Here is a 23,097-nt window from a genome sequence, read left to right as displayed (position 1 = left end):
GGTCGGTCCGCACCGGGCCATTCTGACGGGCCGATGGTCGGTCCAGGAGGTGGACCGAGGTCCGGCTGGTGCACGTGCCGATGGGCCACTCCGGCCAGCCGGAGGAGATCGCCGCGGTCGCCTTCCTGGCCGGCGACGACGCCTCGTTCATCACCGCTTCCCAGTTCCTCGTCGACGGCGGGATCTCCGGCGCCTACGTCACACCCCTGTGACGCCGTCGATGCCCTCGCGCAGGAAGTCGGCGTGACCGCTGTGCCGGGCGTATTCGTGGATCAGGTGCAGCATCACCAGCCGGAGCGACACGTCCTCGCCCCAGCGGACGTTGTGCCCGATCACGTCGAGCGAGGGCGCCTCCCGCTCGATCCGGCGCGAGTGCTCGACCTCCTCCTGCCAGGCGGCGAACGCCTCGGTGCGGGTGGCCGTGCTCGCGTCGTAGGCCACCTGGTAGTCGCCGTCAGGTGACCACACGAGCGGCAGGTCTTCGCCGTTGATCACCCGGCGGAACCACGTTCGCTCCACCTCGGCCATATGCCGCACCAGGCCGAGCAGCGACAGCGTCGACGGTGGCATCGACCGGCGGCGCAGCTCCTCGTCGGACAGGCCGTCGCACTTCATGGCCAGCGTCGCGCGGTGGAAGTCGAGGAAGGCGCGCAACGTCTCGCGCTCGTCGGCGATCAGGGGCGGGGAGATCCGTTCGGTCGGCAATGCGGCTCTTTTCCCTGGTCGTAGGTGGTTCGCGGGCAGTATCGCGAGCACAACACTTCCCAGCCTCGCGTACACGCCGGTTATACTTGGCGGCACAACCGAATATCGGGCCGCGACGAGCCGGAGCGGGAGAGTCCCCAGCCCAGTGGGGCACCGAAGGAGCAACCTCCCCGTCAATCTCTCAGGTACCAGCTACCGCTTCAGGCCAGGCCACTCTGGAAAGCAGGCGCACCGTTGGCGTCTCACCCAAGGTGAAAGCCGCGCGAGCGGTGAAACTCTCAGGTGCCATGACAGAGGGGGAGTTCCCGTACCCGAGTAGGAGGAGCTCCCGGTGTCGACCACCTTTGCCGATCGTCACATCGGACCGTCAGAGCACGAGCAGGCCAAGATGCTCGCCGAATGCGGGTACGGCAGCATGGACGCGCTCGTCGACGCGGCCGTGCCCGCCGTCATCCGCAACCCGCGCGAACTCGACCTGCCGCCCGCCGCGTCCGAGGTCGAAGCCACGGCCGAACTGCGCGCGCTCGCCGCGAAGAACCGTCCGATGACGCAGATGATCGGGCTCGGCTTCCACGACACCGTCACCCCGCCGGTCATCCGCCGCAACGTGCTGGAGAACCCGGCCTGGTACACCGCCTACACCCCGTACCAGCCGGAGATCTCGCAGGGCAGGTTGGAGGCGCTGCTCAACTTCCAGACCATGGTCTCCGGGCTGACCGGCCTGGACATCGCCAACGCCTCCCTGCTCGACGAGTCCACCGCGGTGGCCGAGGCCGTGTTGCTCATGCGGCGGGTGTCCAAGGCGAAGTCGCACCGGGTCGTGCTGGATGCCGAGTGTCTGCCGCAGACCATCGCGGTGATTCGCACCCGGGCCGAGGCGGTCGGCATCGAGGTCGAGGTGCGGGACCTGGGTGCCGGCCTGCCGGACGAGTTCTTCGGCGTGGTCGTGCAGTATCCCGGGGCGTCCGGGGTGTTGCGGGGCAAGGGTTTCTACGAGGCGATCGGCAAGGTCGCCAAGCGGTCGGGCGCGCTCTACACCGTGGCGGCGGACCTGCTGGCGCTCACCATGATCACTCCGCCGGGCGAATTCGGGGCGGACATCGCCGCGGGCACCACCCAGCGGCTCGGCGTTCCGCTGGGCTACGGCGGCCCGCACGCCGGGTATCTCGCGGTCCGCTCCGGACTCGAACGCAACCTGCCGGGCCGGCTGGTGGGCGTGTCCGTGGACGCGGACGGCAACCCGGCGTACCGGCTCGCGCTGCAGACCCGGGAGCAGCACATCCGCCGCGAGAAGGCGACCTCGAACATCTGCACCGCTCAGGTGCTGCCCGCCGTGCTGGCCGCGATGTACGCCGTCTGTCACGGGCCGGACGGGCTCAGGAGCATCGCCGAGCGGGTGCACGGGCTGGCCGGCGGGCTGGCGGCCGCGCTGTGCGACGGCGGTGTCGAGGTCGTGCACGAGAGCTTCTTCGACACCGTGCTGGCGCACGTGCCAGGCCGGGCCGGGGAGGTGATCGCGGCCGCGCGCCGGTCCGGGATCAACCTTGGGCGCGTCGACGCCGACCACGTTCGCGTGGCCTGCGACGAGGTGACCACGGTGGACATCCTGGGCCGTGTCCTGCGGGCCTTCGACGTCGACACGGATGCCCGGTCGGGCCCGGCCGCGCTGCCCACCGGGCTGGTGCGCGGCCGCGACTACCTGGCCCACGAGGTGTTCCACACGCACCGGTCCGAGACCGCCATGCTGCGCTACCTGCGCCGGCTGTCCGATCAGGACTACGCGCTCGACCGCGGCATGATCCCGCTCGGCTCCTGCACCATGAAGCTCAACGCGACCGCCGAGATGGAGCCGATCAGCTGGCCCGAGTTCGCGGGGCTGCACCCGTTCGCCCCGGCCGAGGACGCCGCCGGCTACCGCGAGCTGATCGACCAGCTGTGCGGCTGGCTCGCCGAGGTCACCGGCTACGACCAGGTGTCCGTGCAGCCCAACGCGGGCAGCCAGGGCGAGCTGGCCGGGCTGCTGGCCATCCGCGCCTACCACCACGCCAACGGACAGCCGGAGCGGGACGTCTGCCTGATCCCGTCCTCGGCGCACGGCACCAACGCGGCTTCGGCCGTGCTGGCCGGGATGCGCGTGGTGGTCGTGGCCTGCAACGCCGACGGCGATGTCGATCTCGCCGACCTCAGGTCCAAGGTGGACAAGAACGCCGAACGGCTCGCGGCGGTCATGGTCACCTACCCGTCCACGCACGGGGTGTACGAGAACGACATCTCCGAGATCGCCCGGATCGTGCACGGCGGCGGCGGTCAGGTCTATGTGGACGGTGCCAACCTCAACGCGCTGCTCGGCCTGGCCAAGCCCGGTGAGTTCGGCGGCGACGTGTCGCATCTGAACCTGCACAAGACGTTCTGCATCCCGCACGGCGGGGGCGGTCCCGGCGTCGGGCCGGTCGCGGTGCGCGCGCACCTCGCACCGTATCTGCCCAACCACCCGCAGTTTCCCGGAGCCGGTCCGGACACCGGCGTCGGGCCGATCGCCTCCGCACCGTTCGGATCGGCCTCGATCCTGCCGATTTCGTGGGCCTACGTCCGGATGATGGGCGCGAAGGGGCTGACCGACGCGACCAAGGTCGCCGTGCTCGCCGCGAACTACGTGGCCGCGCGGCTGGCCCCGCACTACCCGGTGCTCTACGCGGGACGGTCCGGACTGGTCGCGCACGAGTGCATCCTCGACCTGCGCGCACTCACCAAGCGCACCGGCGTGACCGTCGAGGACGTGGCGAAGCGCTTGGTGGACTACGGTTTCCACGCGCCGACCATGTCCTTCCCGGTGGCCGGCACGCTGATGGTGGAGCCGACCGAGAGCGAGGACGTCGCCGAGATCGACCGGTTCTGCGACGCGATGATCGCGATCCGGCGCGAGATCGAGGAGGTCGCCGAGGGCCGGTGGCCGGTGGAGCGAAGCCCGCTGCGCAACGCGCCGCACACCGCGGAGATGCTGACCGGCGACTGGGACCTGCCATATGACCGCAAGCTGGCCGTGTACCCGCAGTTCGCGGCGCGAAGCTCCTCCGTCGAGGATGGTGGGCGACGGGTGGGCCGGTCGAAGGCGAAGTACTGGCCGCCGGTCCGCCGCATCGACGGCGCCCGCGGCGACCGGAACCTCGTTTGCTCCTGCCCGCCCATCGAAGCCTACGGGAGCTGACCATGCACACCGCGCTCTATGCCGTCCACAAAGGACTCAATGCGCTGTTCACCGGATTCGCCGGCTGGGAGATGCCGGTTCGCTACGGCAGCGAGTTGGCCGAGCACCGCGCGGTTCGCGAGGCCGCGGGGCTGTTCGACCTCTCGCACATGGGCGAGATCGAGGTCACCGGGCCACAGGCCGGTGAGGCACTCGACTACGCGCTGGCCGGGAAGCCGTCGGCGGCCAAGGACGGCCGCGCACGGTACACGATGATGTGCGACGTGCGCGGCGGGGTGCTCGACGATCTTGTGGTGTACCGGCTGGGCCAGGAGCGGTTCCTGGTCGTGGCCAACGCCGGGAACGTGGCCGTGGTGTTCGCGGAACTGCTCAAACGCGCCGGATCCTTCGACGCCGACGTGCTCGACCGCTCGGCCGAAACCGCGCTGGTAGCGGTCCAGGGGCCGCGTTCGGCCGACATCGTCGGCTCGGTGACCGACGTGGACTTGGCGGATCTCAAGTACTACGCCTGCACGCCCGCGAACGTTCGCGGGCATGAAGTGCTGCTCGCGCGCACCGGCTATACCGGCGAGGACGGCTTCGAGCTTTACGTTCCGGCGGTGGAAGCCGCCGACCTGTGGCACGTCCTGATGGAGGCCGGTGCGCCCTCCGGGCTGCTGCCGGCGGGTCTCGCCTGCCGCGACACGCTCCGGCTCGAGGCCGGAATGCCGTTGTACGGCAACGAACTCAGCACCGAGCGGACACCGTTCGAGGCGAACTTGGGCCGGGTCGTGAAGTTCGACAAGCCGGACTTCGTCGGCAAGGCGGCGCTGGAGCGGCGGCGTGAGCCCGCCGACGTCCTCATCGGACTACGCGGGACCGGCCGGCGGGCGCCGCGGCACGGTTACCGCGTGCTCGACGGCGACCGTGAGGTTGGAGAGATCACCAGTGGCGCGCTGTCGCCGACACTCGGGTACCCGATCGCGATGGCGTATGTGCCGAAGGAGTTGAGCGAGCCGGGGACGTCCCTGCGGGTCGACATCCGGGGCCGTGTCGAGCCGGTCGAAGTGGTTCCGCTGCCCTTCTACCAACGATCGTGACATGGCGATCAGCGTTTTCGACCTGTTCTCGATCGGTATCGGGCCGTCGAGTTCGCACACGGTCGGCCCGATGCGCGCCGCGCGGATGTTCGCCGAGCGGCTGGTCGAGGACGGGCTGGCCGGCCGCACCCGCCGGGTGCGCGTGGAGCTGTTCGGGTCGCTCGGCGCGACCGGGCACGGGCACGGCAGCGACAAGGCGGTGCTGCTGGGCCTTTCCGGGGAGCGGCCGGAGGACGTGGACACCGATGCGGTGCCGGGAATCGTCGCGGGCATCCGTTCGTCGGGCCGGCTGAGCCTGCTCGGCATCCACTGGGTTCCGTTCGACGAGGACACGGACCTGGTGCTGCACCGGCGGAAATCGCTTCCGGCCCACCCCAACGGCATCATCTTTCGCGCCTACGACGAACAACTGCTCGCCGAGCGGACGTACTACTCGGTCGGGGGTGGCTTCGTGCGGGGCGAGGACGCGATCGTCGAAGACAGCACGGAGGTGCCCCACCCCTTCGCGACGGCCGCGGAAATGCTCGCGCACTGCCGGGAAACCGGGCTGCCGATCAGCGAGATCATGCTGCGCAACGAGCTGTCGTGGCGTTCCGCGGATGAGATCCGGGACGGGCTGCTGCGCATCTGGCAGGTGATGGCCGGATGTGTGCGCAACGGCTGCGAGCACGGCGGCGTGCTGCCCGGTGGGCTGAAGGTGCCCCGGCGCGCGAAGGCGTTGTACCGCAAGCTGCTCACCGAAGACGGCGTGGGTGATTCCCTCTACGCCATGGACTGGGTGAGCCTGTACGCGCTGGCCGTCAACGAGGAGAACGCCGCGGGCGGCCGGGTCGTGACCGCGCCGACGAACGGGGCGGCCGGGATCATTCCCGCCGTGCTGCACTACTACCGGCGGTTCATCCCGGGCGCGGGCGACAGCGGCGTGGTCACCTTCCTGCTCACCGCCGGTGCGATCGGCTCGATCCTCAAGCAGACGGGGTCGATCTCCGGCGCCGAAGTCGGCTGCCAGGGCGAGGTCGGCTCGGCGTGCGCGATGGCCGCGGCCGGGCTCACCGAGGTGCTCGGCGGGACGCCCGCGCAGGTGGAGAACGCCGCCGAGATCGGGGTCGAGCATCACCTCGGGCTGACCTGCGACCCGGTCGGCGGGCTGGTGCAGATTCCGTGCATCGAACGCAACGCGGTGGGCGCGTCGAAGGCCATCCACGCGGCGAGGATGGCGCTGCTCGGCGACGGGAGCCACGTCGTCACGCTCGACAAGGCGATCAAGACCATGCGCGAAACCGGCGCCGACATGAAGGTCAAGTACAAGGAGACCGCGCGGGGCGGCCTGGCCGTCAACGTGATCGAATGTTGACCCCGCCCGTTCCCGTTCCGCCGCGTGAGTCCCCCTATCTGTTGTGGGTGTGTCCCACATTCCCGTCGCGCCAGTCCCACCTTCGCGGCGTTTCTAGGTCAGGAACGCGCGCAGGAGCGACGCTGTGCCATCGAGATGCTCGGCCATCGCCTGCCGGGCGGCCTCCCCTTCCCCGGCGAGGATCGCGGCCACCACGGCTTCGTGCTGGGCATTCGAGTGGTTGAGATTCGGTTCCAGCAGGGGGATCTCGTCGAGGAACTGGTTGATCCGCGTCCGCACATCCGCGACCGCCGACGTGAGCAGGGCCGACGCGGTGATCTCGGCGATCGCCAGATGCAGCCGCGAGTCCCGGCGGCGATAGTCGGTCAGTCCGGCGGTGCGGGCGTCGGCGAGGGTGCCGGCCAGATGCTCGCGCTCGGTCTCGGTCAACTCGCGCCGCGCGGCCAGTTCGGCGGCTCCGGTCTCCAGCACGTGCCGCAGGCTCAACACGTCTTCCAGATCCGAACGGTCCGGGGCCTGGCCCACGCCTTCAAGCGGCGTGGGCAGCGTTTCGTTGACGAAGGTGCCGCCGTAACGGCCGCGGCGCGACTCGACGTACCCGGCGTCGGCCAGCACCCGGATGGCCTCGCGCAGCGTGACCCGGCTGACCCCCAGCCGGTCGGCCAGTTCCCGCTCGGGCGGCAGCCGCTCCCCCGCGCCGACGACGCCGAGCCGGATCGACTGGAGCAGCCGTTCGACCGTCTCCTCGAAGGCGTTTCCGGCACGGACCGGACGGAACAGGGTTTCGGCGGCGGAATCCACGCCTACCACCGGTCGAGCCGCGGTTCCTCGGATGCCATTCCGCCATCTTGCCGCAGCGAGCGCCGGACTCGCGCGACGGGAGAGGCGGACTCGCGCGTCGGGAGACGCGGACTCGCGCGACGCGGAAGCCGGACTCGCGTGTCGGGAGAGCCCGACTCGCGCGTCGGGAGAGCCGGACTCGTGTGGGGCGGGGTCAACTTGTCACCAGGACGACGGCGAAGCCGTCGTGTCCCTTGATTCCGACCGTCTGCAACGCGGTGGCTTCGACGCGCGGTTCGGCGGCGATCAACTCGTGCATCCGCCGCACGCCCAGCACGAGCGGGTCGCTGGTCGTCGCGTCGGCGACCTTTCCCTGACGCACCACGTTGTCCGCGATGATCAGCGTCCCGCGGTGGGACAGCCGCAGCGACCACCGGAAGTACTCGGGGTAGTTGTTCTTGTCGGCATCGATGAAGATCAGGTCGAACGCTTCGTCGATGCCGGGTAGCAGGTCGAGCGCCGCGCCCACGCGCACCTCGACAATCCCCGCCAGCCCGGCCGCGGCGATGTTCGCCCTGGCCACCTCGGCGTGCTTCGGGTTCGCTTCGAGCGTGAGCAGGCGCCCGTCCTCGGGCAGCGCCCTGCCCAGCCAGATCGTGCTGTAGCCGCCCAGCGTGCCCAACTCGAGCGCAGTCCGCACGCGCCCGAACCTGGCCAGCAGGTTGAGGAACTTGCCCTGGTTCTCCGCCACCGCGATCGAGGGCAGCCCGGCCGCGTCGCTGTTGGCCCGTGCCTCGGCGAGCACCGGATCGGGCTTGATCAACTGGCTGGTCAGGTAGTTGTCGACTTCGGCCCACAGCTTGTCGTCCATACCCGCGATCTTCTCATCGGCGCGCCTTCGGGATGACCAGCGGCGACCCGATCATGTTCGCCGACGATCTGCGAGTGACCATCCAGCAGATCGGCGCCGACCATTTTCCTGATCGGCGAGGACGAGCGGCCGGCGAAGGTGGAGGCACAGGGCAGCGTCGCCGCGCACGGGATGAACCGGGAGCGAGCCGCACCGCTTCTCGCCAGTGGATTTTCGAGCGGGTGGACGACTACTGCGCCGCCGCGTGCACGGTGTGCGCCGAGCCTCAAGCGGTGCCGTGGGCCGACGTGGAGGCTGCCATCGCCGATCTCGAACGTCGCCCGTACGAAGACCCGGACGAGCTTGAGGTCCTGTTCGGGTGAACCGTACCGAGTTGCGGGCGGGCGGGTTTCTTGCGAGAAACGACGCACACGCACAGGGAACGCTATTCGAAACGTGATATGGCACCCTGCTGAGGGACGGCAGTGGTATTCGGGGCAGGGAGGCAGGCCGACTGACAGCCGACCTGGCTACGCGCACACTTGTCCTGAACAACGCAGAAGGGAGCGCGGGCATGGCGGGCATCTTGGAGCCGCAGCGAATCGTGATCGTCGGCGCGGGGCTCGCCGGCGCCTCCGCGGCCGCGGAGCTGCGGGAACGCGGCTACCGAGGCGGGGTCGTCGTGCTCGGCGGCGAGACGCATCGCCCCTACGAGCTGCCTCCGTTGTCGAAGGGGCTCCTGCTCGGCGACACCGACGAACCCGACTGGGTCCGTGACGAGGACTTCTACCGCGAGCACGACATCGATCTGCGCCTCGGCACGGTCGCCAACCGGGTCGAACTGGGCACGCGGGTGGTGCGGGACAGCGACGGCGGCGAGCATCCCTATGACCGCCTGCTGCTGGCCACCGGTTCGCGGCCGCGTACGTTGCCGGTGCCGGGAATGGGCGTGCCCGGTGTGCGCACCCTGCGCACCCTCGACGACTCGCTATGGCTGCGGAGCGCGTTCCACACCGCGCAGCGGATCGTGATCGTCGGCGCGGGCTGGATCGGCACCGAAGCGGCCGCGGCCGCGCGACGGCACGGCCTCGACGTCACGGTGGTCGATCAGATCGGCGCGCCCCTGTTGCCCGTGCTCGGGGCCGAGGTCGCCGGTGTGTTCCAGGACCTGCACACCGACAACGGTGTGAACTGGCGGCTGCGCGGCGGCGTCGCCGAAATCGTCGGTGACTCGGACGGGGTCCGCGGCGTGCGGCTGACTGACGGCACGGAACTGGGCGCCGACCTGGTGCTCGTCGCGGTCGGGGCGGCGCCACGGGTCGAGCTGGCGCACGCGGCTGGGCTGGAGCTGGCCGACGATGGCGGTGTCTCCGTCGACGCCGGCCTGCGCACCGCCGCGCCCGACGTCTACGCCGCCGGGGACATCGCCTCCCACTTCCATCCGCGATACGGCAGGCGAATCCGCGTCGAGCACTGGTCGAACGCCAAGGACCAGGGAACGCATGTGGCCGGAAACCTGCTGGGCGCTCAGGAGCCGTACGTGACCTCGCCCTATTTCTTCTCCGATCAGTACGACCTCGGCTGCGAGTACCGCGGCCTCGCCGACCCCGGTACCGACCAACTCGTGGTGCGCGGCGACCTGAAGTCACGGGAGTTCATCGCGTTCTGGCTGCGCGAGGGGCAGGTGAGGGCGGCGATGAACGTCAACGTCTGGGACCACGGGGACGCGCTGAAGCGGATGGTCAACGGTCGGCTCAAGGTCGACGAGGAGACCTTGACCAAGGGCGACCTGTCCAGCGTCGGGTAGATCACGCGCCGAGAGGCGAACTCGCACGCGCCGAGAGGGGACTCGCGCACGCCGAGAGGCGAACTCGTGCACGTCGAGCGGGGGACTCGCGCACGCTGAGAGGCGAACTCGTGCATGTCGAGCGGGGGACTCGTGCACGCCGAGAGGGGACTCGTGCACGTTGGATGTGGGATTCGGGGGTTTGCCTTTGCGAATCAGGCTTCGCGGGGCCGGCGGGTCATCGTGGCGAAAACGGTCAGGGAGGCGGCCGCGAAGCCCGCCATCACGAGGGCCACGGGGATCGCGCTTCGCTCGCCGCCCAGGCTCACCAGGGGCGTGGCCAGGCTGCCGATCACGAACTGGCACAGCCCGAGCACCGCCGATGCGGCCCCGGCATGGTGCGGGTGCTCGGCCAGCGCGAGCGACGCGGCGTTGGGCATGACCAGGCCGATGTTCGACACCAGGAGCAGCCACGGCACGAGCAGCAGAGGCAGGGGGAGCGCGAGCGACGCGGCGAGCACCAGCCCGATGCCGGCCAGCACGGCGATGATCAGGCCGCTGGCCAGCAACCGCCGTTCCCGGAACCGGCCGACCAGGCGGCCGTTGAGCTGGCTCGCGATTATGATGCCGACCCCGTTCGCGCCGAACACCAGGCTGAACGCCTGTGGGCTGAGGCCGTAGACGCCCTGGAGCACGAACGAAGAAGCCGAGATGTAGGCGAACAGGGCCGCGAACATCAGGCCGCCGGCCAGCGCGTAGCCGAGGAAGGCCCGGTCGGCGAGCAGGCTGCCGTAGGTGCGCAGGGTGGCACCGAGCCGGGCGGGCCTGCGGCGGTGCGGCGGCAGCGGCTCGGGCAGCGCGGCCGTGACGGTGACCAGCAGCAGTACCCCGAAGACGGTCAGCGCCACGAACACGCCACGCCACGACGTCAGGCGCAGCAACTGCCCGCCCAGCACGGGGGCCAGGATCGGCGCGACGCCGCTGACCAGCATGAGCATCGAGAAGAACCGGCCCATGTCGGTGCCGGAGAACAGGTCGCGCACGATCGCCCTGGCGATCACGATTCCGGCTGCGGCACCGAGTGCCTCCAGCGCCCTGGCCGCGATCAGCAGTTCGGCCGACGGGCTCAACGCGCACAGCACGGACGCCACCGCGTAGAGCGCCAGGCCGATCATCAGTGGCCGACGGCGGCCGATCGCGTCGGAGACCGGACCGGCGATCAGCTGGCCCAGGGCGAGCCCGATGATGAACGCGGTCAGTGTGAACTGGACGGTCGAGCTGGCGCTGTGCAGATCCGTGGTCATTTGCGGCAGCGCGGGGAGGTACATGTCGGTCGACAGCGGGGCGAAAGCTGTCAGACCACCGAGAATGAGCGCGTAGCGCACGGTTCGAGGCTTCGTTGGTGCTCCGGTCACGGACCCGTCGAGTGTGCTCGCCGTCATGGGCCTCCCGTCTTCCGTTACTGGCTAGTTGACAACAGCGGGTGGGAGGCGCGCATTCCCTGTTGTGGCGGGAAACACCCGCAAGGATCGCCGGCGGCGGTGGCCGTGTTCGCGATCTTCTGCACGATCGACGGCTGCCGTTGACCGTGGCCTTCATCAGCCCTCGGCCGCACAGGGCGGGCGGTCCGTGCCGTAGCCGGCACCTTGGCCGGGGAGAGCACGGTGTTCCGGTTGTCGACTATCCACTGTGGATCTGAGAGCCCTGGCTCGATGACCACGACCGACCCCAGGCCTGGTCGGGGTGACCACGTAGGCTGCCGGACGTCGATGAGGAGGTGCCCGTGGCCGAGCGATTCGGTGACTACCAGAGCGAGATCTACCTGCGTGGCCTCGCCGGGACGAAGCCGCCGTTCACCACCGACCTGGCCAGCCTGGACACGGTCGCGGCCCGGTCGCTGACCCCGGAGACGTTCGCCTACATCGCGGGTGGCGCGGGCTCCGGCGCGACCATGCGGTCCAACCGCGCGGCCTTCGAAAAGTGGAAGATCGTGCCCCGGTTGCTCACCAACGCGACCGAGCGTGACCTGTCCACCACCGTCCTCGGCACCGAGCTGTCCGCGCCGGTGCTGCTCGCCCCGATCGGGGCGCAGTCGATCATGCACCCGGACGCCGAACTGGCCACCGCGCGTGCCGCGGCGTCGTTCGGCCTGCCGATGATCCTGTCCACCGCGGGCTCACGCACGATCGAGGAGGTCGCCGAGGCGAGCCCGGTCGCCCCGCGGTGGTTCCAGTTGTACTGGCCCAACGACCCCGACGTCTGTGCGAGCATCCTCGACCGTGCGCGGAGGGCCGGTTACTCGGTGCTGGTCGTTACCCTGGACACCTGGACGCTGGCCTGGCGCCCGCGCGACCTCGACAAGGCCTACCTCCCGTTTCTGCGTGGGGAGGGCGTGGCGACCCCCCTGTCCGACCCGGCGTTCCGCGCTCGGTTGCCGAAGCCGCCGGAGGAGGACCTGGCCGCCGCGCTGCTGCTGTGGACCGCGATCTTCTCCGGCACCGACTTCGGCTGGGACCAGCTGTCCTTCCTGCGTGACCGGTGGCCAGGGCCGATCGTGCTCAAGGGCGTCCAGCATGTCGACGACGCCCGGCGGGCGGCGGACGCCGGGATGGACGGGATCGTGGTGTCCAACCATGGTGGGCGGCAGGTGGACGGCGCGCTCGGCGCGCTGGAAGCGCTGCCCCCGATCGTGCGGGCGGTGGGGAGCCGGATCGAGGTGCTCTTCGACTCCGGTGTCCGCAATGGCGCCGACGTGATCAAGGCGCTGTCCCTGGGGGCGAAGGCGGTCCTGTTCGGGCGTCCGTACGCCTACGGCCTCGCGCTCGACGGCGAGGAGGGTGTCCGGCACGTGTTGCGCTGCCTGCTCGCCGACCTCGACATCACGCTCGGTCTCAGCGGCCACCGCACCCCGCACGAAGTCTCACCCTCGGTACTGCACCGGAGCTGACCGCTGAAATGCGGTCGCGGGCGCCGGTATCCTGGAAGCCGTATGTCTCTGCATTCCCCCTTGGACGAGTTGCGGGCCCGGCTGCCCGGGTTGACCCTGCGCGACGAGCACCGGCTCCGCCGCCGGATCGACGGTGCCCGCAAGTCTCGCGACAAGGAGCGGGTCGTCGGGCGGCTCGCGGCCGACGTCGAGGCCGCCGAGCTGCGGTTGGCGCGGCGCCGGGAGAGCGTGCCGGAGGTCAGGTACCCGCCGGAGCTACCGGTCAGCCAGCGCAAGGACGACATCGCGGCGGCCATCCGGGATCACCAGGTGGTGATCGTCGCGGGCGAGACCGGGTCGGGCAAGACCACCCAGCTGCCGAAGATCTGCCTCGAACTGGGCCGCGGGGTGCGTGGCCAGATCGGGCACACCCAGCCTCGCCGGCTCGCGGCCCGCACGGTCGCCGAGCGCGTCGCGAGCGAGCTGGGGACCGAACTGGGCGGCGCCGTCGGCTACAAGGTCCGGTTCACCGACACGGGCGGCGACGACACCCTGGTCAAGCTGATGACCGACGGCATCCTGCTGGCCGAGATCCAGTCCGACCGGATGCTCCGCCGCTACGACACGATCATCATCGACGAGGCGCACGAGCGCAGCCTCAACATCGACTTCCTGCTCGGCTACCTCAAGCAGTTGCTGCCTCGCCGCCCGGATCTCAAGGTGATCATCACCTCGGCCACGATCGACCCTGAGCGGTTCTCGAAACATTTCGGGGGGTTGTCCGCCCAGAATGGACACGGCGGTGACGCGCCGATCGTGGAAGTGTCGGGACGGACGTATCCGGTGGAGGTTCGCTACCGGCCGGTCGCGGACCCGGACGATCCCGGCGGCACGGACCGGGACCAGGTCCAGGCCATCTCCGACGCGGTTGACGAGCTGTGCGCCGAAGGCCCCGGGGACATCCTCGTCTTCCTCTCCGGCGAGCGTGAGATCCGGGACACCGCGGAATTTCTGTCCAAAAAGGACGTAAAGAACACGGAGATCCTGCCGCTGTACGCGCGGCTGTCGGCGGCCGACCAGCACCGCGTGTTCGCCCGGCATACCGGTCGCCGCATCGTGCTGGCCACCAACGTCGCCGAGACCTCGCTGACCGTGCCCGGCATCAAGTACGTGATCGACCCCGGTACCGCGCGGATCTCCCGCTACAGCCACCGGACCAAGGTGCAGCGGCTGCCAATCGAGCCGGTCTCGCAGGCCTCGGCCAACCAGCGCAAGGGCCGCTGTGGCCGCACCTCGGACGGGATCTGCGTCCGCCTCTACGGCGAGGAGGATTTCGCCACCCGGCCCGAGTTCACCGACCCCGAGATCCTGCGCACCAACCTGGCGTCGGTGATCCTGCAAATGACCTCGCTCGGACTGGGCGACATCGCCGCGTTCCCGTTCGTCGAGGCGCCGGACCGGAGGCAGATCAGCGCCGGTGTGCAGTTGCTGCAGGAGCTCGGCGCGCTCGAAGAGTCCACAAAGGACAAGCTGACCGAGGCGGGACGGCAGCTCGCACAGCTTCCGGTGGACCCGAGGCTGGGCAGGATGGTGCTGGAAGCGGCGAAGAACGGCTGCGTGCGCGAGGTGATGATCATCGCCTCCGCACTGTCTGTTCAGGACCCCCGTGAGCGGCCGGCGGACCGGCAGGAGGCGGCGGCGCAGCAGCACGCGCGGTTCACCGACAGGACCTCGGATTTCCTCGCCTACCTCAATCTGTGGGAGTACCTGCGCGAGCAGCAGAAGACGTTGTCCGGCAACCAGTTCCGCAAGCTCTGCCGCACCGAGTTCCTCAACTATCTGCGCGTGCGGGAGTGGCAGGACATCTACACCCAGCTCCGCCAGCTCGCGAAGTCGCTCGGCATCACGGTGAACCGCGAGCAGGCCGACCCGCAGGTCGTGCACACGTCGTTGATCGCGGGCCTGCTGTCGCGGATCGGCCTCAAGGACCCGGAAAAGGGCGACTACCTTGGTGCCCGTGGCGCCCGGTTCGCCATCTTCCCCGGCTCGGCGCTGTTCAGGAAACAGCCGAGGTGGGTGGTCTCCGCCGAACTGGTGGAGACCTCGCGGTTGTGGGCGCGGGTGAACGCCCGGATCGAACCCGAATGGGTAGAGCCGCTGGCCGGTCATCTGGTCAAGCGGAACTATGCGGAGCCGCACTGGGAACGCAAACGCGGCGCGGTGGTGGCCAACGAGCGGGTGACCCTTTACGGGGTGCCGCTGGTCGCCTCCCGGAAGATGGACTACGGCCGCGTCGACCCCGGGCTGTGCCGGGAGCTGTTCATCCGGCATGCGCTGGTGGAAGGTGACTGGGAGACCAACCACCGGTTCTTCCACGAAAACCGGGCCCTGCTCGACGAGGTCGAGGACCTGGAGAACCGTGCCCGGCGGCGGGACCTGCTGGTCGACGACCAGACACTCTTCGAGTTCTACGACCAGCGCGTCGGCGAAGAGGTGGTGTCGGCGCGGCACTTCGACACCTGGTGGAAGAAGACCCGCCACGAGCAGCCCGACCTGCTCAACTTCGAGAAGGCGATGCTGATCAACGCCGGCTCGCGGGCGGTCTCCAAGTCGGACTACCCCGACACCTGGACACAAGGCTCGCTGTCGTTCGGCCTGACCTACCAGTTCGAGCCGGGGGCCGGCGCCGATGGCGTGACCGTGCACATCCCGTTGCCGGTGCTCAACCAGGTCAGCCCGGCCGGTCTCGACTGGCAGGTGCCCGGCCTGCGGGAGGAACTGGTCACCGCGCTGATCAAGTCGTTGCCGAAACAGTTGCGGCGCAACTTCGTGCCCGCACCCGACCACGCCAAGCTGGTGCTGTCGCGGGTGCGCCCGGAGGACGGGCCGCTGCTCGACGTACTCGCGGACGAGTTGGCCGGGTTGCGCGGCGTCGCGGTGCCGGGAGACGCGTGGCAGTTGTCGAACGTGCCGGACCATCTCCGCGTCACCTTCCGGGTGGTCGACGAGAAGGGCCGGAAACTGGCCGAGGGCAAGGATCTGGAGGCGCTCAAGCGCGAACTCAGCGGCCAGGTCCGGGAAACGATCTCGAAGGCCGCCGACAGCATCGAACGCGCCGGGCTCACCAGGCCCGCCTTCGGCGAACTGCCCCGGGTGTGGCGCGGGGACCAGCTGAAGGCGTACCCCGCACTGGTCGACGAGGGCGGCACGGTGGCGGTACGGATGCTGGACACGCCCGCCGAGCAGCGGCAGCAGATGTGGCTGGGCACGCGCAAACTGCTCCGGCTCAACCTGCCGTCGCCGATGAAGTTCATCACCCGGAACCTCAGCAACCAGGCCAAGCTGGCCCTGGGCCGCAACCCGCACGGCAGCGTGGTCGCGTTGCTGGAGGACTGCGTCGACTGCGCGGTGGACAAACTCGTCACCGACAACGGCGGCCCTGCCTGGGACGAGGCCGGATTCGGCGTACTACTGGAAAAGGTTCGGGGCGGCCTCAATCCGGCCGTCCTGAGTGTACTGTCCGAAGTAGAGAACACCCTGCGTGTCTCGAATGAGGTGGAGGCCCGCCTCGCCGACGCGCGCGGCCCCGCCGAGTCGCTCAGGGACATCCGGAGCCAGTTGAACGGCCTGATCTACCCGGGCTTCGTGACCGCCACCGGCTTCGACCGGTTGCCGAACCTGGTGCGCTACCTGCGGGCCATCGAGCGCAGGCTGGAGAAGCTGCCAACCGCGGCCGCGCGCGACGTCGAACTGCTGCGGGACGTCCAGTGGCTCACCGAGGAATACCAGCGTGCGGTCGAGGCGCTGCCACCCGGTATCGCGCCCGGCCCCGAACTGGTGGAGGTCCGCTGGATGATCGAGGAACTGCGCGTGAGCTATTTCGCGCAAACCCTCGGCACCGCCTACCCGGTCTCCACCAAACGCATCCTGCGCGCCCTCGACGACGCCGCCTGACCGCGAGTCGGGCTTTCGTGACGGGCGAGTCGGGCTTTCGATGCACGTGAGTCCCGGTTTCGGCGCGCGTGAGTTCCGGTTTCGGACCAGTCCGGCAGGCACCCGAGTTCCCGCGCGGTCGCGGTGGGCGCCGAGATCAAGGCCTGGACCGGTCGGGGGCGGGCGGGCGGCCGTAGATCGCACCCAAGACGTGTCGGCGCTCGCCACACTGCCGGCGTTTCGCGAGCGGCTCGAGGGTCAGCGGTGACCGTGGCGTGCGACGGTGACAATGCCGGTCCCGCGGAAATCGTCGCGGCGACTCACTTCGCGTCGGCGTAGGTGTCCACCACCGCCGTGTGCATGGGAAAGCGAACCGGGCAGGACGCACCGAAAACCAGGGACACGGTGTCGGCCACGCAGGAGTCGATGACCGTCGGCACCTCGGGGGCGACCTCGTCGGGTGCGTGCACGATGACCTCGTCGTGCTGGAAGAAGACCAGTTGCGCGGAGGCGGGCAGGCGCTGGCGCAGGGTGGCGAGCAGCACCGCGGTGAAGTCGGCGGCGGAGGCCTGAACCACGAAGTTGCGGGTGAACCTGCCCCAGTTCCGGGCGGCCTGCCTGGCCCTGCCCTCGGTCGCCTCGTCCTCGGCGAGGCCACCGGTCAGTGCCCGCCACGCCGCCGACGGCGCCGGCGAGGTGCGGCCCAGCCACGAGCGCACCCGTTCGCCCCGCTCACCGGCTCCCGCGGCACGCTCCACATAGGACACCGCTGCTGGGAAGCGCTGCCGCAGCAGGGCAAGCAGCGAGGCCGCCTCCCCGGCCGTGCCGCCATACATCGCCGAGAGCATGGCGATCTTCGCCCGGTCCCGGGACTCGTGGTCCACTTTGGAGAACATCGCCTCCGAAAGGCGCGCGTACAGGTCGGTGGACGCGGCCACCTCGGCGAGCTTGCGGTCCCCGGACAGGGCGGCGAGGATCCGCGGTTCCAGCTGGGCGGCGTCGGCGACCACCAGCTTCCAGCCCGGATCCGCGCGGACGCAGACCCGCAGGGTCTTCGGGATCTGCAGGGCGCCGCCGCCCTGGCTGGCCCAGCGTCCGGACACCACGCCGCCCACCACCCAGGCCGGCCGGAACCGGCCGTCGCCGACCCACTCGTCGAGCCAGTTCCAGCCGTTGGCCGAGTGCAGCCGCGCAAGCTCCCGGTACTCCAGGAGCCACGGCACCGCGGGATGGTCGATCTCTCGTAGCACGTGGGCACGCGCCGAGCGGATCGAGATGCCTTCCCGGGAGAAGGCGCGGACGATCGTGGGCGGGCTGTCCGGGTTGATCGGCTTGCCGCCGAACGCCTCGCTGATCCGCCCGGCCAGCTCGACCAGCTTCTTCGGGCGCTGGCCCGCCGGCACTCTCGGCCCGAGCAGCTCGGTGAGCAGGGCGTCGTGCACGTCGGCGCGCCAGGGCAGGCCGTCGGCGGACATCTCGGCCGCGACCAGAGCGCTCGCCGACTCGGCCGCGATCAGCAGCCGCATCCGCTCCGGATGCCCGGCCCGCCGGACCCGGCGTTCCTGTTCGGCGAGCACGGTGGCCATCGCGTCGACGACCGAAACACCTTGCGGCAGGCCCGATCCCTGCGTTTCGAACAGGGCCGGCTGGTCGTCGGTGTGCGCGGGCGCGTCCGGGGGCGGCTCCAGCCCGCTCGCCCTGGCCAGGGCGGCGGCGAGCCCTTTCGGCTGGCCGTCGCGGCCCTCGTGGGACAGCAGCAGTCCCTCCGCCAGGCCGAGGTCGTGGCACCGGCTCAGCCGCACCCCGGCCGACACCAGCGCCGGATAGCCGCGCTCGACCGAGGCGAACACCCACCGTGGGCGCCGCTCGCGCTCGACCGTCGCCACGCGAGTCACGAACTCGCGCTCGGCGAGCCCCTGAACCATTTCCCGCGGTGCCGCGTTTTCCGGCGGCAAGGTCAGTACCGAGTAGCTGCCGTCTCCCTCCTGGCCGACAATCGTGTGCACAGGGTGATTGTGCGCCGGGGCACCGACAATCCGGGCGCTGGATCGGCCGGGACTGTTGGGCTACTGTCAAGTAGGTTGTGTTGCAAAGGGGAGGTACCCGTCCATGCTCGTCGGCAAGGTGACGGAAACGGCCCGCAGCATCGAGGTGATGTGGCGGGCGGGACTCATCCCGTTCCCGAGAATCAGCGAGGGCATCCACGCGCTGATCGCGATGCGCCGGTTCGGCCCGATCGCGGCGGCCGCGCAGAACGCCGCGCGCCGCGACCCTCTCGCCATCGGCCTGGTGGACGAGCGCGGGTCGCTCACCTTCCGGCAGCTCGACCTGCGGTCCAACGCGCTGGCCAGGGCGCTGGCCGAACGTGGGGTGCGGGCCGGCACCGTGCTGGCGACGCTGTGCCGCGATCATCGCGGCCTGGTGACCACGATCGTCGCGGCGGGCAAGCTCGGCGCGCGGCTGCTGCTGATGAACACCGGGTTCGCCAAGCGGCAGCTGGCCGACGTCGCCAAGCGCGAGGGCGTCGAGGTCATGGTCCACGACGAGGAGTTCACCGACCTGCTCTCCGCCATCCCGGACCACGTGACCAGGTTCCTGGCCTGGGTCGAGGGCGAGGCGCCGGGCGACGTCCCGGTGCTGGACGAGCTGATCGCCGGCACCGACGACCGCCCACTGCCGGCTCCGTCCCAGCGCAGCGGTTTCGTGCTGCTGACCAGCGGTACCACCGGGACGCCGAAGGGCGCGTCGCGCGAGCACACCTCGCTGTTGAACATCGCGCAGTTCCTCGACCGGATCCCGTTGCGCCGGGGAGAGGCCACCTACCTCGGCGCGCCGATCTTCCACGGCACCGGAGTCTCGCAGTTCATCCTGTCCTACGCCCTGGGCTGCAAGGTGGTGCTGCGGCGGCGGTTCGACCCGGAGGCCACCGTGGCCGGGGTGGCCGAGCACCGGTGCACCGCGCTGGTGGTGGTGCCGACCATGCTGCAGCGGATCGTCGACCTCGGGCCCGAGGTGCTCGGCCGGTACGACACCTCGTCGCTGCGGATCATCTTCGTCGCCGGTTCGGCGCTTTCACCCGCTCTGGGCAACCGCGCGACGGAGGCGTTCGGCGACGTGATCCACAACCTCTACGGGTCCACCGAGGTGGCGGTGGCCACGGTCGCCACGCCCGAGGACTGGCGGAAGGCGCCCGGCACGGTGGGCAGGCCGCCGGTCGGCTGCCGGGTCGCGCTCTACGACGAGAACGGCAAGCGGATCAGGAAGCCCGGCGTGATCGGCCGCGTGTTCGTCGCCAGCGGGCTCAGTTTCAGCGGCTACACCGACGGCCGCCACAAGGAGATCATCGACGGGCTGCTCGCCACGGGCGACGTCGGACACTTCGACGCCGACGGACTGCTGTTCATCGACGGCCGAGACGACGAGATGATCGTCTCGGGGGGCGAGAACGTGTTCCCGGTCGAGGTGGAGAACCTGCTAATGGAACGCCCCGACGTGACCGAGGCCGCGGTGGTCGGTGTGCCGGACGAGGAGTTCGGCCAGCGCCTCAAGGCGTTCGTGGTGCCTGCTGCGGGCGCCACGCTGAGCGCCGAGGAAATCCGAACCTATGTCAAGACCAACCTGGCGCGCTACAAGGTTCCGCGCGATGTCGAATTCCTCGACGCGCTGCCCCGCAACGCGACCGGCAAGGTCCTTCGCGGGCAGCTCGGCTGAGCCGACAAGGCCGACCCCGCCTTGTGGCGTCTTCGCTCGCACACCAGGCTGAGTTCACTCCCAGGCGATGCCGAAGACGCCGGGTCCGAAGTCGAGCGCGACGGAATGGACGCCACCCATGGTGTCCAGCTGCCGGTCCTGGCATTCATCGGGACCGTCGCCGGTTCGCGCGTACTGCCAGCATCGGGCCGGCGGAATGTCGAACTGGATTTCCAGCAGGTATTCACGCACGGGCCGGCGGAACTCGCGGTAGTGCGTGTTCTGGCAGTGCGGGTACGGCGGACCCTCGTTGACCAGCGTGTATTCGATCAGCTGTGTTTCGCCCCGGTCGATCGGGCGGTCGAAGAGCAGTTCGGCCGCGGTCAGGCCGTGTTCGGTGTCGACCTCGACCCGGCCCGCCCGGCAGTTGCGAAGCGCGTGCAGCGCCGGTGGTGTGCTGTTCGCGCCTCCGTGGTCGTACACCAGCAGCCAGCGGTCTTGGCCGCCCTCGGTGGCCTGGAAAACCGTCCGCGCGGTCGTCGAGCGTTGCCCGCCGTCGGCCGCGATTTCGCAGCGATCGTGCAGGCTGACCAGGTCGAGCCGGTGTCGCTGCTCGAGAGCGTGCGGGGCGCCGACGCGCGCGAGCAGCGTACGCAGCGCGTCCTTGGGGAACTTCAGAGTGTCACCGCAGGTCCGGCGGCGCGGGGCGCCACGGGGGCGGGGTGGCGGGAGCAGGCTGAGCAGCTCACCCGGGCAAAGACCCAGCACGTCTTCGAGTGCGGCCACCGCCGAGATCGAGCTTTGCCGTTCGGGCTGCCGCTTGCCGGATTGCCAGTAGCTCAGCGCGGTCACGCTGATCGGAAAGCCTTTCGCGCGCAGCCGTGCCTGGACCCGGTCGAGGCTGAGCCCGCTCGCGGAGATGGACGATCTGAGGGCGCTGGCGAAGGCGCTACCGGCCGCGTCTCTTGAAATGGCCACCCGCCGTCTCCCCAGTAGTCACCCAAGTGTAGATCATCCTAACACCCGGACGGAGTAGTACTGGTAACTGTGAATCCCTGATAATCGTGGTGTCCGTAGTGATCATCGCCCCTTCGAGTGGCACCATGATTACTACGAACTGGTTATACCCCGGGAACAACGCAATGGGCGCTATCTACCTGATCAGGCACGGCCAGGCCTCCTTCGGCGGGCCGGTCTACGACCGCCTCTCCGCGAACGGAGTCGAGCAGGTCGCGGTCGTCGGCGCCGAACTGCTGCGCCGCAAGATCCGGTTCACCGCGGCGCGCGCCGGTTCGCTGCGTCGGCAGCTCAAGACGGCGGAGTCCGTGCTCGACTGGCTGGGCGTGTCGGCGATCCTCAAGGAGGATCCGCGCTGGAACGAGTACGACCATGTCGACATCGTGGCGCGGCACGGCGGTGGGGTGCCGCGGCAGAGCCAGGATCCGCGCGGCTACCAGGCCGTGCTGGACGCGGCGCTGGCCGAATGGGTGGGCGCCGCCGACGACAGCCCGTGCGCGGAGACCTGGCCCGCTTTCCTGGCCAGGGTGACCGGCGCGCTCGGTGACCTCGTCGCCTCGCTGGGCAAGGGAGAGAACGCGGTCGTGTTCACCTCGGGCGGGGTGATCGGGGCGCTCGCCGGCCACCTGCTCGGTATCCCGGAGGCCGGGCTGCTCAAGCTGAACCGGGTGGCGGTGAACGGCGGCATCACCAAGTTGGTGTCCGGCCGCGGTGGTGTCACACTGCTCTCGTTCAACGAGCACGCGCATTTCGAAGGCCGGGCCGCCCGGCTGCTGACCTACCGTTGAGGAGGGTCATGGGATTCGGCGAGGTCCGGCTCATTCCGGTCAACGGGCGCGGGCCGGAGGACGTTCTCGTGGACACGGACGGGCGGATCTACACCGGTCTCGACGACGGCCGGATCCTGCGCATCAGCCCGGACGGCCGCCGGATCGACACCATCGCCGACACCTGCGGCCGCCCGCTGGGCCTGGAGTTCCACGGCGAAGGAGAGCTGCTGGTCTGTGACGCCAACGCCGGGCTGCTCGTGGTCGAACTCGCCGGCGGCAAGGTCACGGAGCTGGCCGCCGAGGCGCTCGGCCGCCGACTGCTGTTCTGCAACAACGCGGCGGTCGCCGTGGACGGCACGATCTACTTCACCGATTCGTCCTGCAGGTTCCCGCTCGCCCAGTGGCGGGAGGACCTGATCGAGCGGACCGGCACCGGGCGCCTGCTGCGGCGGGCCACGGACGGCGCGATCGAGCTGATCGCCGACGGGCTCCAGTTCGCCAACGGTGTCGCGCTAGCCCCCGACGAGTCGTTCGTCGCCGTCGCCGAGACCGGTGGTTACCGGGTTCGGCGGGTGGGGCTGTCCGAACCCGGGGAAAGCCTGCTGATCGACGGCCTGCCCGGCTTCCCGGACAACATCTCGACCGGCAGCGACGGGCTGATCTGGATCACCCAGGCGAGTCCGCGAGTGCCCGCGCTCGAATTCGTCCAGAAGCTGCCCGCGTTCCTTCGCGCGGGCGTGCGCCGAATGCCGCGGTGGGCGCAGCCCAAGCCTGCCCGGACCGTCGGCGTGCTCGGGGTCGGCCCCGACGGCAAGGTGGTGCACGAGCTGAGCGGCGAGATCGAGGGGTTCACGATGCTCACCGGAGTCCGGGAACGAGCGGGCACGCTCTACTTCGGCAGTCTCGTCGGCACTTCCACCGCGGTCACTTCACTGCCACCCGTTTCTTGAATATTCCCTTCACAACGACCCAGCTGAACAGCTACGCGGTGCGAGCTTTTCG

At 69.9% G+C, this 23,097-nt stretch carries 16 protein-coding genes, 1 pseudogene and 1 riboswitch; of the genes and pseudogenes, 11 read left to right on the top strand and 6 right to left on the bottom strand.

The window, feature by feature from the left end; translation table 11 throughout:
- Positions 1-62 precede the first annotated feature (62 nt).
- A pseudogene (locus tag VJT49_RS20265) lies at positions 63-212 on the top strand (SDR family oxidoreductase); the annotation flags it as partial.
- On the opposite strand, the gene VJT49_RS20260 reads toward VJT49_RS20265, so the two are convergent.
- Entirely contained in the window at positions 199-705 is a 507-nt protein-coding gene (locus VJT49_RS20260; RefSeq protein ID WP_324166429.1) for a DinB family protein, read from the bottom strand. The pseudogene VJT49_RS20265 and the gene VJT49_RS20260 sit on opposite strands and share 14 nt — an antisense overlap.
- 116 nt (positions 706-821) lie before the next feature.
- Positions 822-913, top strand: a riboswitch (glycine riboswitch).
- A gap of 180 nt (positions 914-1,093) precedes the next feature.
- Between VJT49_RS20260 and gcvP the strand changes: the two genes are divergently transcribed.
- Genes gcvP through VJT49_RS20245 form a run of 3 tightly spaced genes read left to right on the top strand, consistent with a single transcriptional unit; the run spans position 1,094 to position 6,343 of the window.
- Entirely contained in the window at positions 1,094-3,910 is a 2,817-nt protein-coding gene (gene gcvP, locus VJT49_RS20255) for an aminomethyl-transferring glycine dehydrogenase (protein ID WP_324166433.1), read from the top strand.
- Positions 3,907-4,989, top strand: a complete 1,083-nt coding sequence (gene gcvT, locus VJT49_RS20250) for a glycine cleavage system aminomethyltransferase GcvT (protein ID WP_324166432.1) — start codon at positions 3,907-3,909, stop codon at positions 4,987-4,989. Before gcvP ends, gcvT begins: the two co-directional genes overlap by 4 nt.
- A 1-nt stretch (position 4,990) precedes the next feature.
- Positions 4,991-6,343 carry an L-serine ammonia-lyase gene (locus VJT49_RS20245; protein ID WP_324166428.1) on the top strand — a complete coding sequence of 451 codons (1,353 nt, stop codon included), beginning with the start codon at positions 4,991-4,993 and terminating at the stop codon, positions 6,341-6,343.
- A gap of 93 nt (positions 6,344-6,436) precedes the next feature.
- On the opposite strand, the gene VJT49_RS20240 is transcribed toward VJT49_RS20245, so the two are convergent.
- A complete protein-coding gene (locus VJT49_RS20240) occupies positions 6,437-7,144 on the bottom strand; it encodes a FadR/GntR family transcriptional regulator (RefSeq protein WP_324166427.1) in 708 nt (235 codons plus the stop codon).
- Between the two features lie 193 nt (positions 7,145-7,337).
- Positions 7,338-7,994, bottom strand: coding sequence for an O-methyltransferase (locus VJT49_RS20235; RefSeq protein ID WP_324166426.1), 657 nt, complete (start codon positions 7,992-7,994; stop codon positions 7,338-7,340).
- A gap of 74 nt (positions 7,995-8,068) precedes the next feature.
- Between VJT49_RS20235 and VJT49_RS20230 the strand changes: the two genes are divergently transcribed.
- The gene (locus VJT49_RS20230) at positions 8,069-8,356 is read left to right on the top strand and encodes a hypothetical protein (RefSeq protein ID WP_324166425.1); all 288 of its coding nucleotides are present in this window, start codon (positions 8,069-8,071) and stop codon (positions 8,354-8,356) included.
- Between the two features lie 200 nt (positions 8,357-8,556).
- On the top strand, positions 8,557-9,780 hold the full coding sequence (locus VJT49_RS20225) for an NAD(P)/FAD-dependent oxidoreductase (protein WP_324166431.1): 1,224 nt from the start codon (positions 8,557-8,559) through the stop codon (positions 9,778-9,780).
- Positions 9,781-9,974: 194 nt separating this feature from the next.
- On the opposite strand, the gene VJT49_RS20220 is transcribed toward VJT49_RS20225, so the two are convergent.
- The gene (locus tag VJT49_RS20220) at positions 9,975-11,201 is read right to left on the bottom strand and encodes a Bcr/CflA family multidrug efflux MFS transporter (RefSeq protein WP_324166424.1); all 1,227 of its coding nucleotides are present in this window, start codon (positions 11,199-11,201) and stop codon (positions 9,975-9,977) included.
- Between the two features lie 341 nt (positions 11,202-11,542).
- On the opposite strand from VJT49_RS20220, the gene VJT49_RS20215 reads away from it, so the two are divergent.
- Complete coding sequence (locus VJT49_RS20215) at positions 11,543-12,706, top strand: lactate 2-monooxygenase (RefSeq protein WP_324166423.1); 1,164 nt, start codon at positions 11,543-11,545, stop codon at positions 12,704-12,706.
- A 42-nt stretch (positions 12,707-12,748) separates the two neighbouring features.
- Positions 12,749-16,639 carry an ATP-dependent RNA helicase HrpA gene (gene hrpA, locus VJT49_RS20210; protein WP_324166422.1) on the top strand — a complete coding sequence of 1,297 codons (3,891 nt, stop codon included), beginning with the start codon at positions 12,749-12,751 and terminating at the stop codon, positions 16,637-16,639.
- Between the two features lie 299 nt (positions 16,640-16,938).
- On the opposite strand, the gene VJT49_RS20205 is transcribed toward hrpA, so the two are convergent.
- Positions 16,939-18,624, bottom strand: a complete 1,686-nt coding sequence (locus VJT49_RS20205) for a bifunctional 3'-5' exonuclease/DNA polymerase (RefSeq protein ID WP_324166421.1) — start codon at positions 18,622-18,624, stop codon at positions 16,939-16,941.
- Positions 18,625-18,727: 103 nt separating this feature from the next.
- On the opposite strand from VJT49_RS20205, the gene VJT49_RS20200 reads away from it, so the two are divergent.
- Positions 18,728-20,329, top strand: a complete 1,602-nt coding sequence (locus VJT49_RS20200; RefSeq protein WP_324166420.1) for an acyl-CoA synthetase — start codon at positions 18,728-18,730, stop codon at positions 20,327-20,329.
- Positions 20,330-20,383: 54 nt separating this feature from the next.
- Here VJT49_RS20200 and VJT49_RS20195 read toward each other — a convergent pair whose 3' ends face one another.
- Entirely contained in the window at positions 20,384-21,286 is a 903-nt protein-coding gene (locus tag VJT49_RS20195) for a hypothetical protein (protein WP_324166419.1), read from the bottom strand.
- 164 nt (positions 21,287-21,450) lie between these two features.
- On the opposite strand from VJT49_RS20195, the gene VJT49_RS20190 reads away from it, so the two are divergent.
- Both VJT49_RS20190 and VJT49_RS20185 read left to right on the top strand, forming a co-directional pair.
- Positions 21,451-22,113, top strand: coding sequence for a histidine phosphatase family protein (locus VJT49_RS20190; RefSeq protein WP_324166418.1), 663 nt, complete (start codon positions 21,451-21,453; stop codon positions 22,111-22,113).
- A gap of 8 nt (positions 22,114-22,121) precedes the next feature.
- Entirely contained in the window at positions 22,122-23,045 is a 924-nt protein-coding gene (locus VJT49_RS20185) for an SMP-30/gluconolactonase/LRE family protein (protein WP_324166417.1), read from the top strand.
- Positions 23,046-23,097 lie beyond the last annotated feature (52 nt).

This window comes from Amycolatopsis sp. (assembly GCF_035276945.1).
Taxonomy (GTDB): Bacteria; Actinomycetota; Actinomycetes; order Mycobacteriales; family Pseudonocardiaceae; genus Amycolatopsis_E.
The sequence above is the reverse complement of the archived record's forward strand: the minus strand, read 5'-3'. Positions and strand labels throughout refer to the sequence as shown.

Excerpts from the sequence above, each read along its gene's own strand:
- gcvP (WP_324166433.1), top strand. The coding sequence starts at position 1,094 with ATGCTCGCCGAATGCGGGTACGGCAGCATGGACGCGCTCGTCGACGCG.
- VJT49_RS20245 (WP_324166428.1), top strand. The coding sequence starts at position 4,991 with ATGGCGATCAGCGTTTTCGACCTGTTCTCGATCGGTATCGGGCCGTCG.
- VJT49_RS20235 (WP_324166426.1), bottom strand. The coding sequence starts at position 7,994 with ATGGACGACAAGCTGTGGGCCGAAGTCGACAACTACCTGACCAGCCAG.
- VJT49_RS20220 (WP_324166424.1), bottom strand. The coding sequence starts at position 11,201 with ATGACGGCGAGCACACTCGACGGGTCCGTGACCGGAGCACCAACGAAG.
- hrpA (WP_324166422.1), top strand. The coding sequence starts at position 12,749 with ATGTCTCTGCATTCCCCCTTGGACGAGTTGCGGGCCCGGCTGCCCGGG.
- VJT49_RS20200 (WP_324166420.1), top strand. The coding sequence starts at position 18,728 with ATGCTCGTCGGCAAGGTGACGGAAACGGCCCGCAGCATCGAGGTGATG.
- VJT49_RS20190 (WP_324166418.1), top strand. The coding sequence starts at position 21,451 with ATGGGCGCTATCTACCTGATCAGGCACGGCCAGGCCTCCTTCGGCGGG.
- VJT49_RS20185 (WP_324166417.1), top strand. The coding sequence starts at position 22,122 with ATGGGATTCGGCGAGGTCCGGCTCATTCCGGTCAACGGGCGCGGGCCG.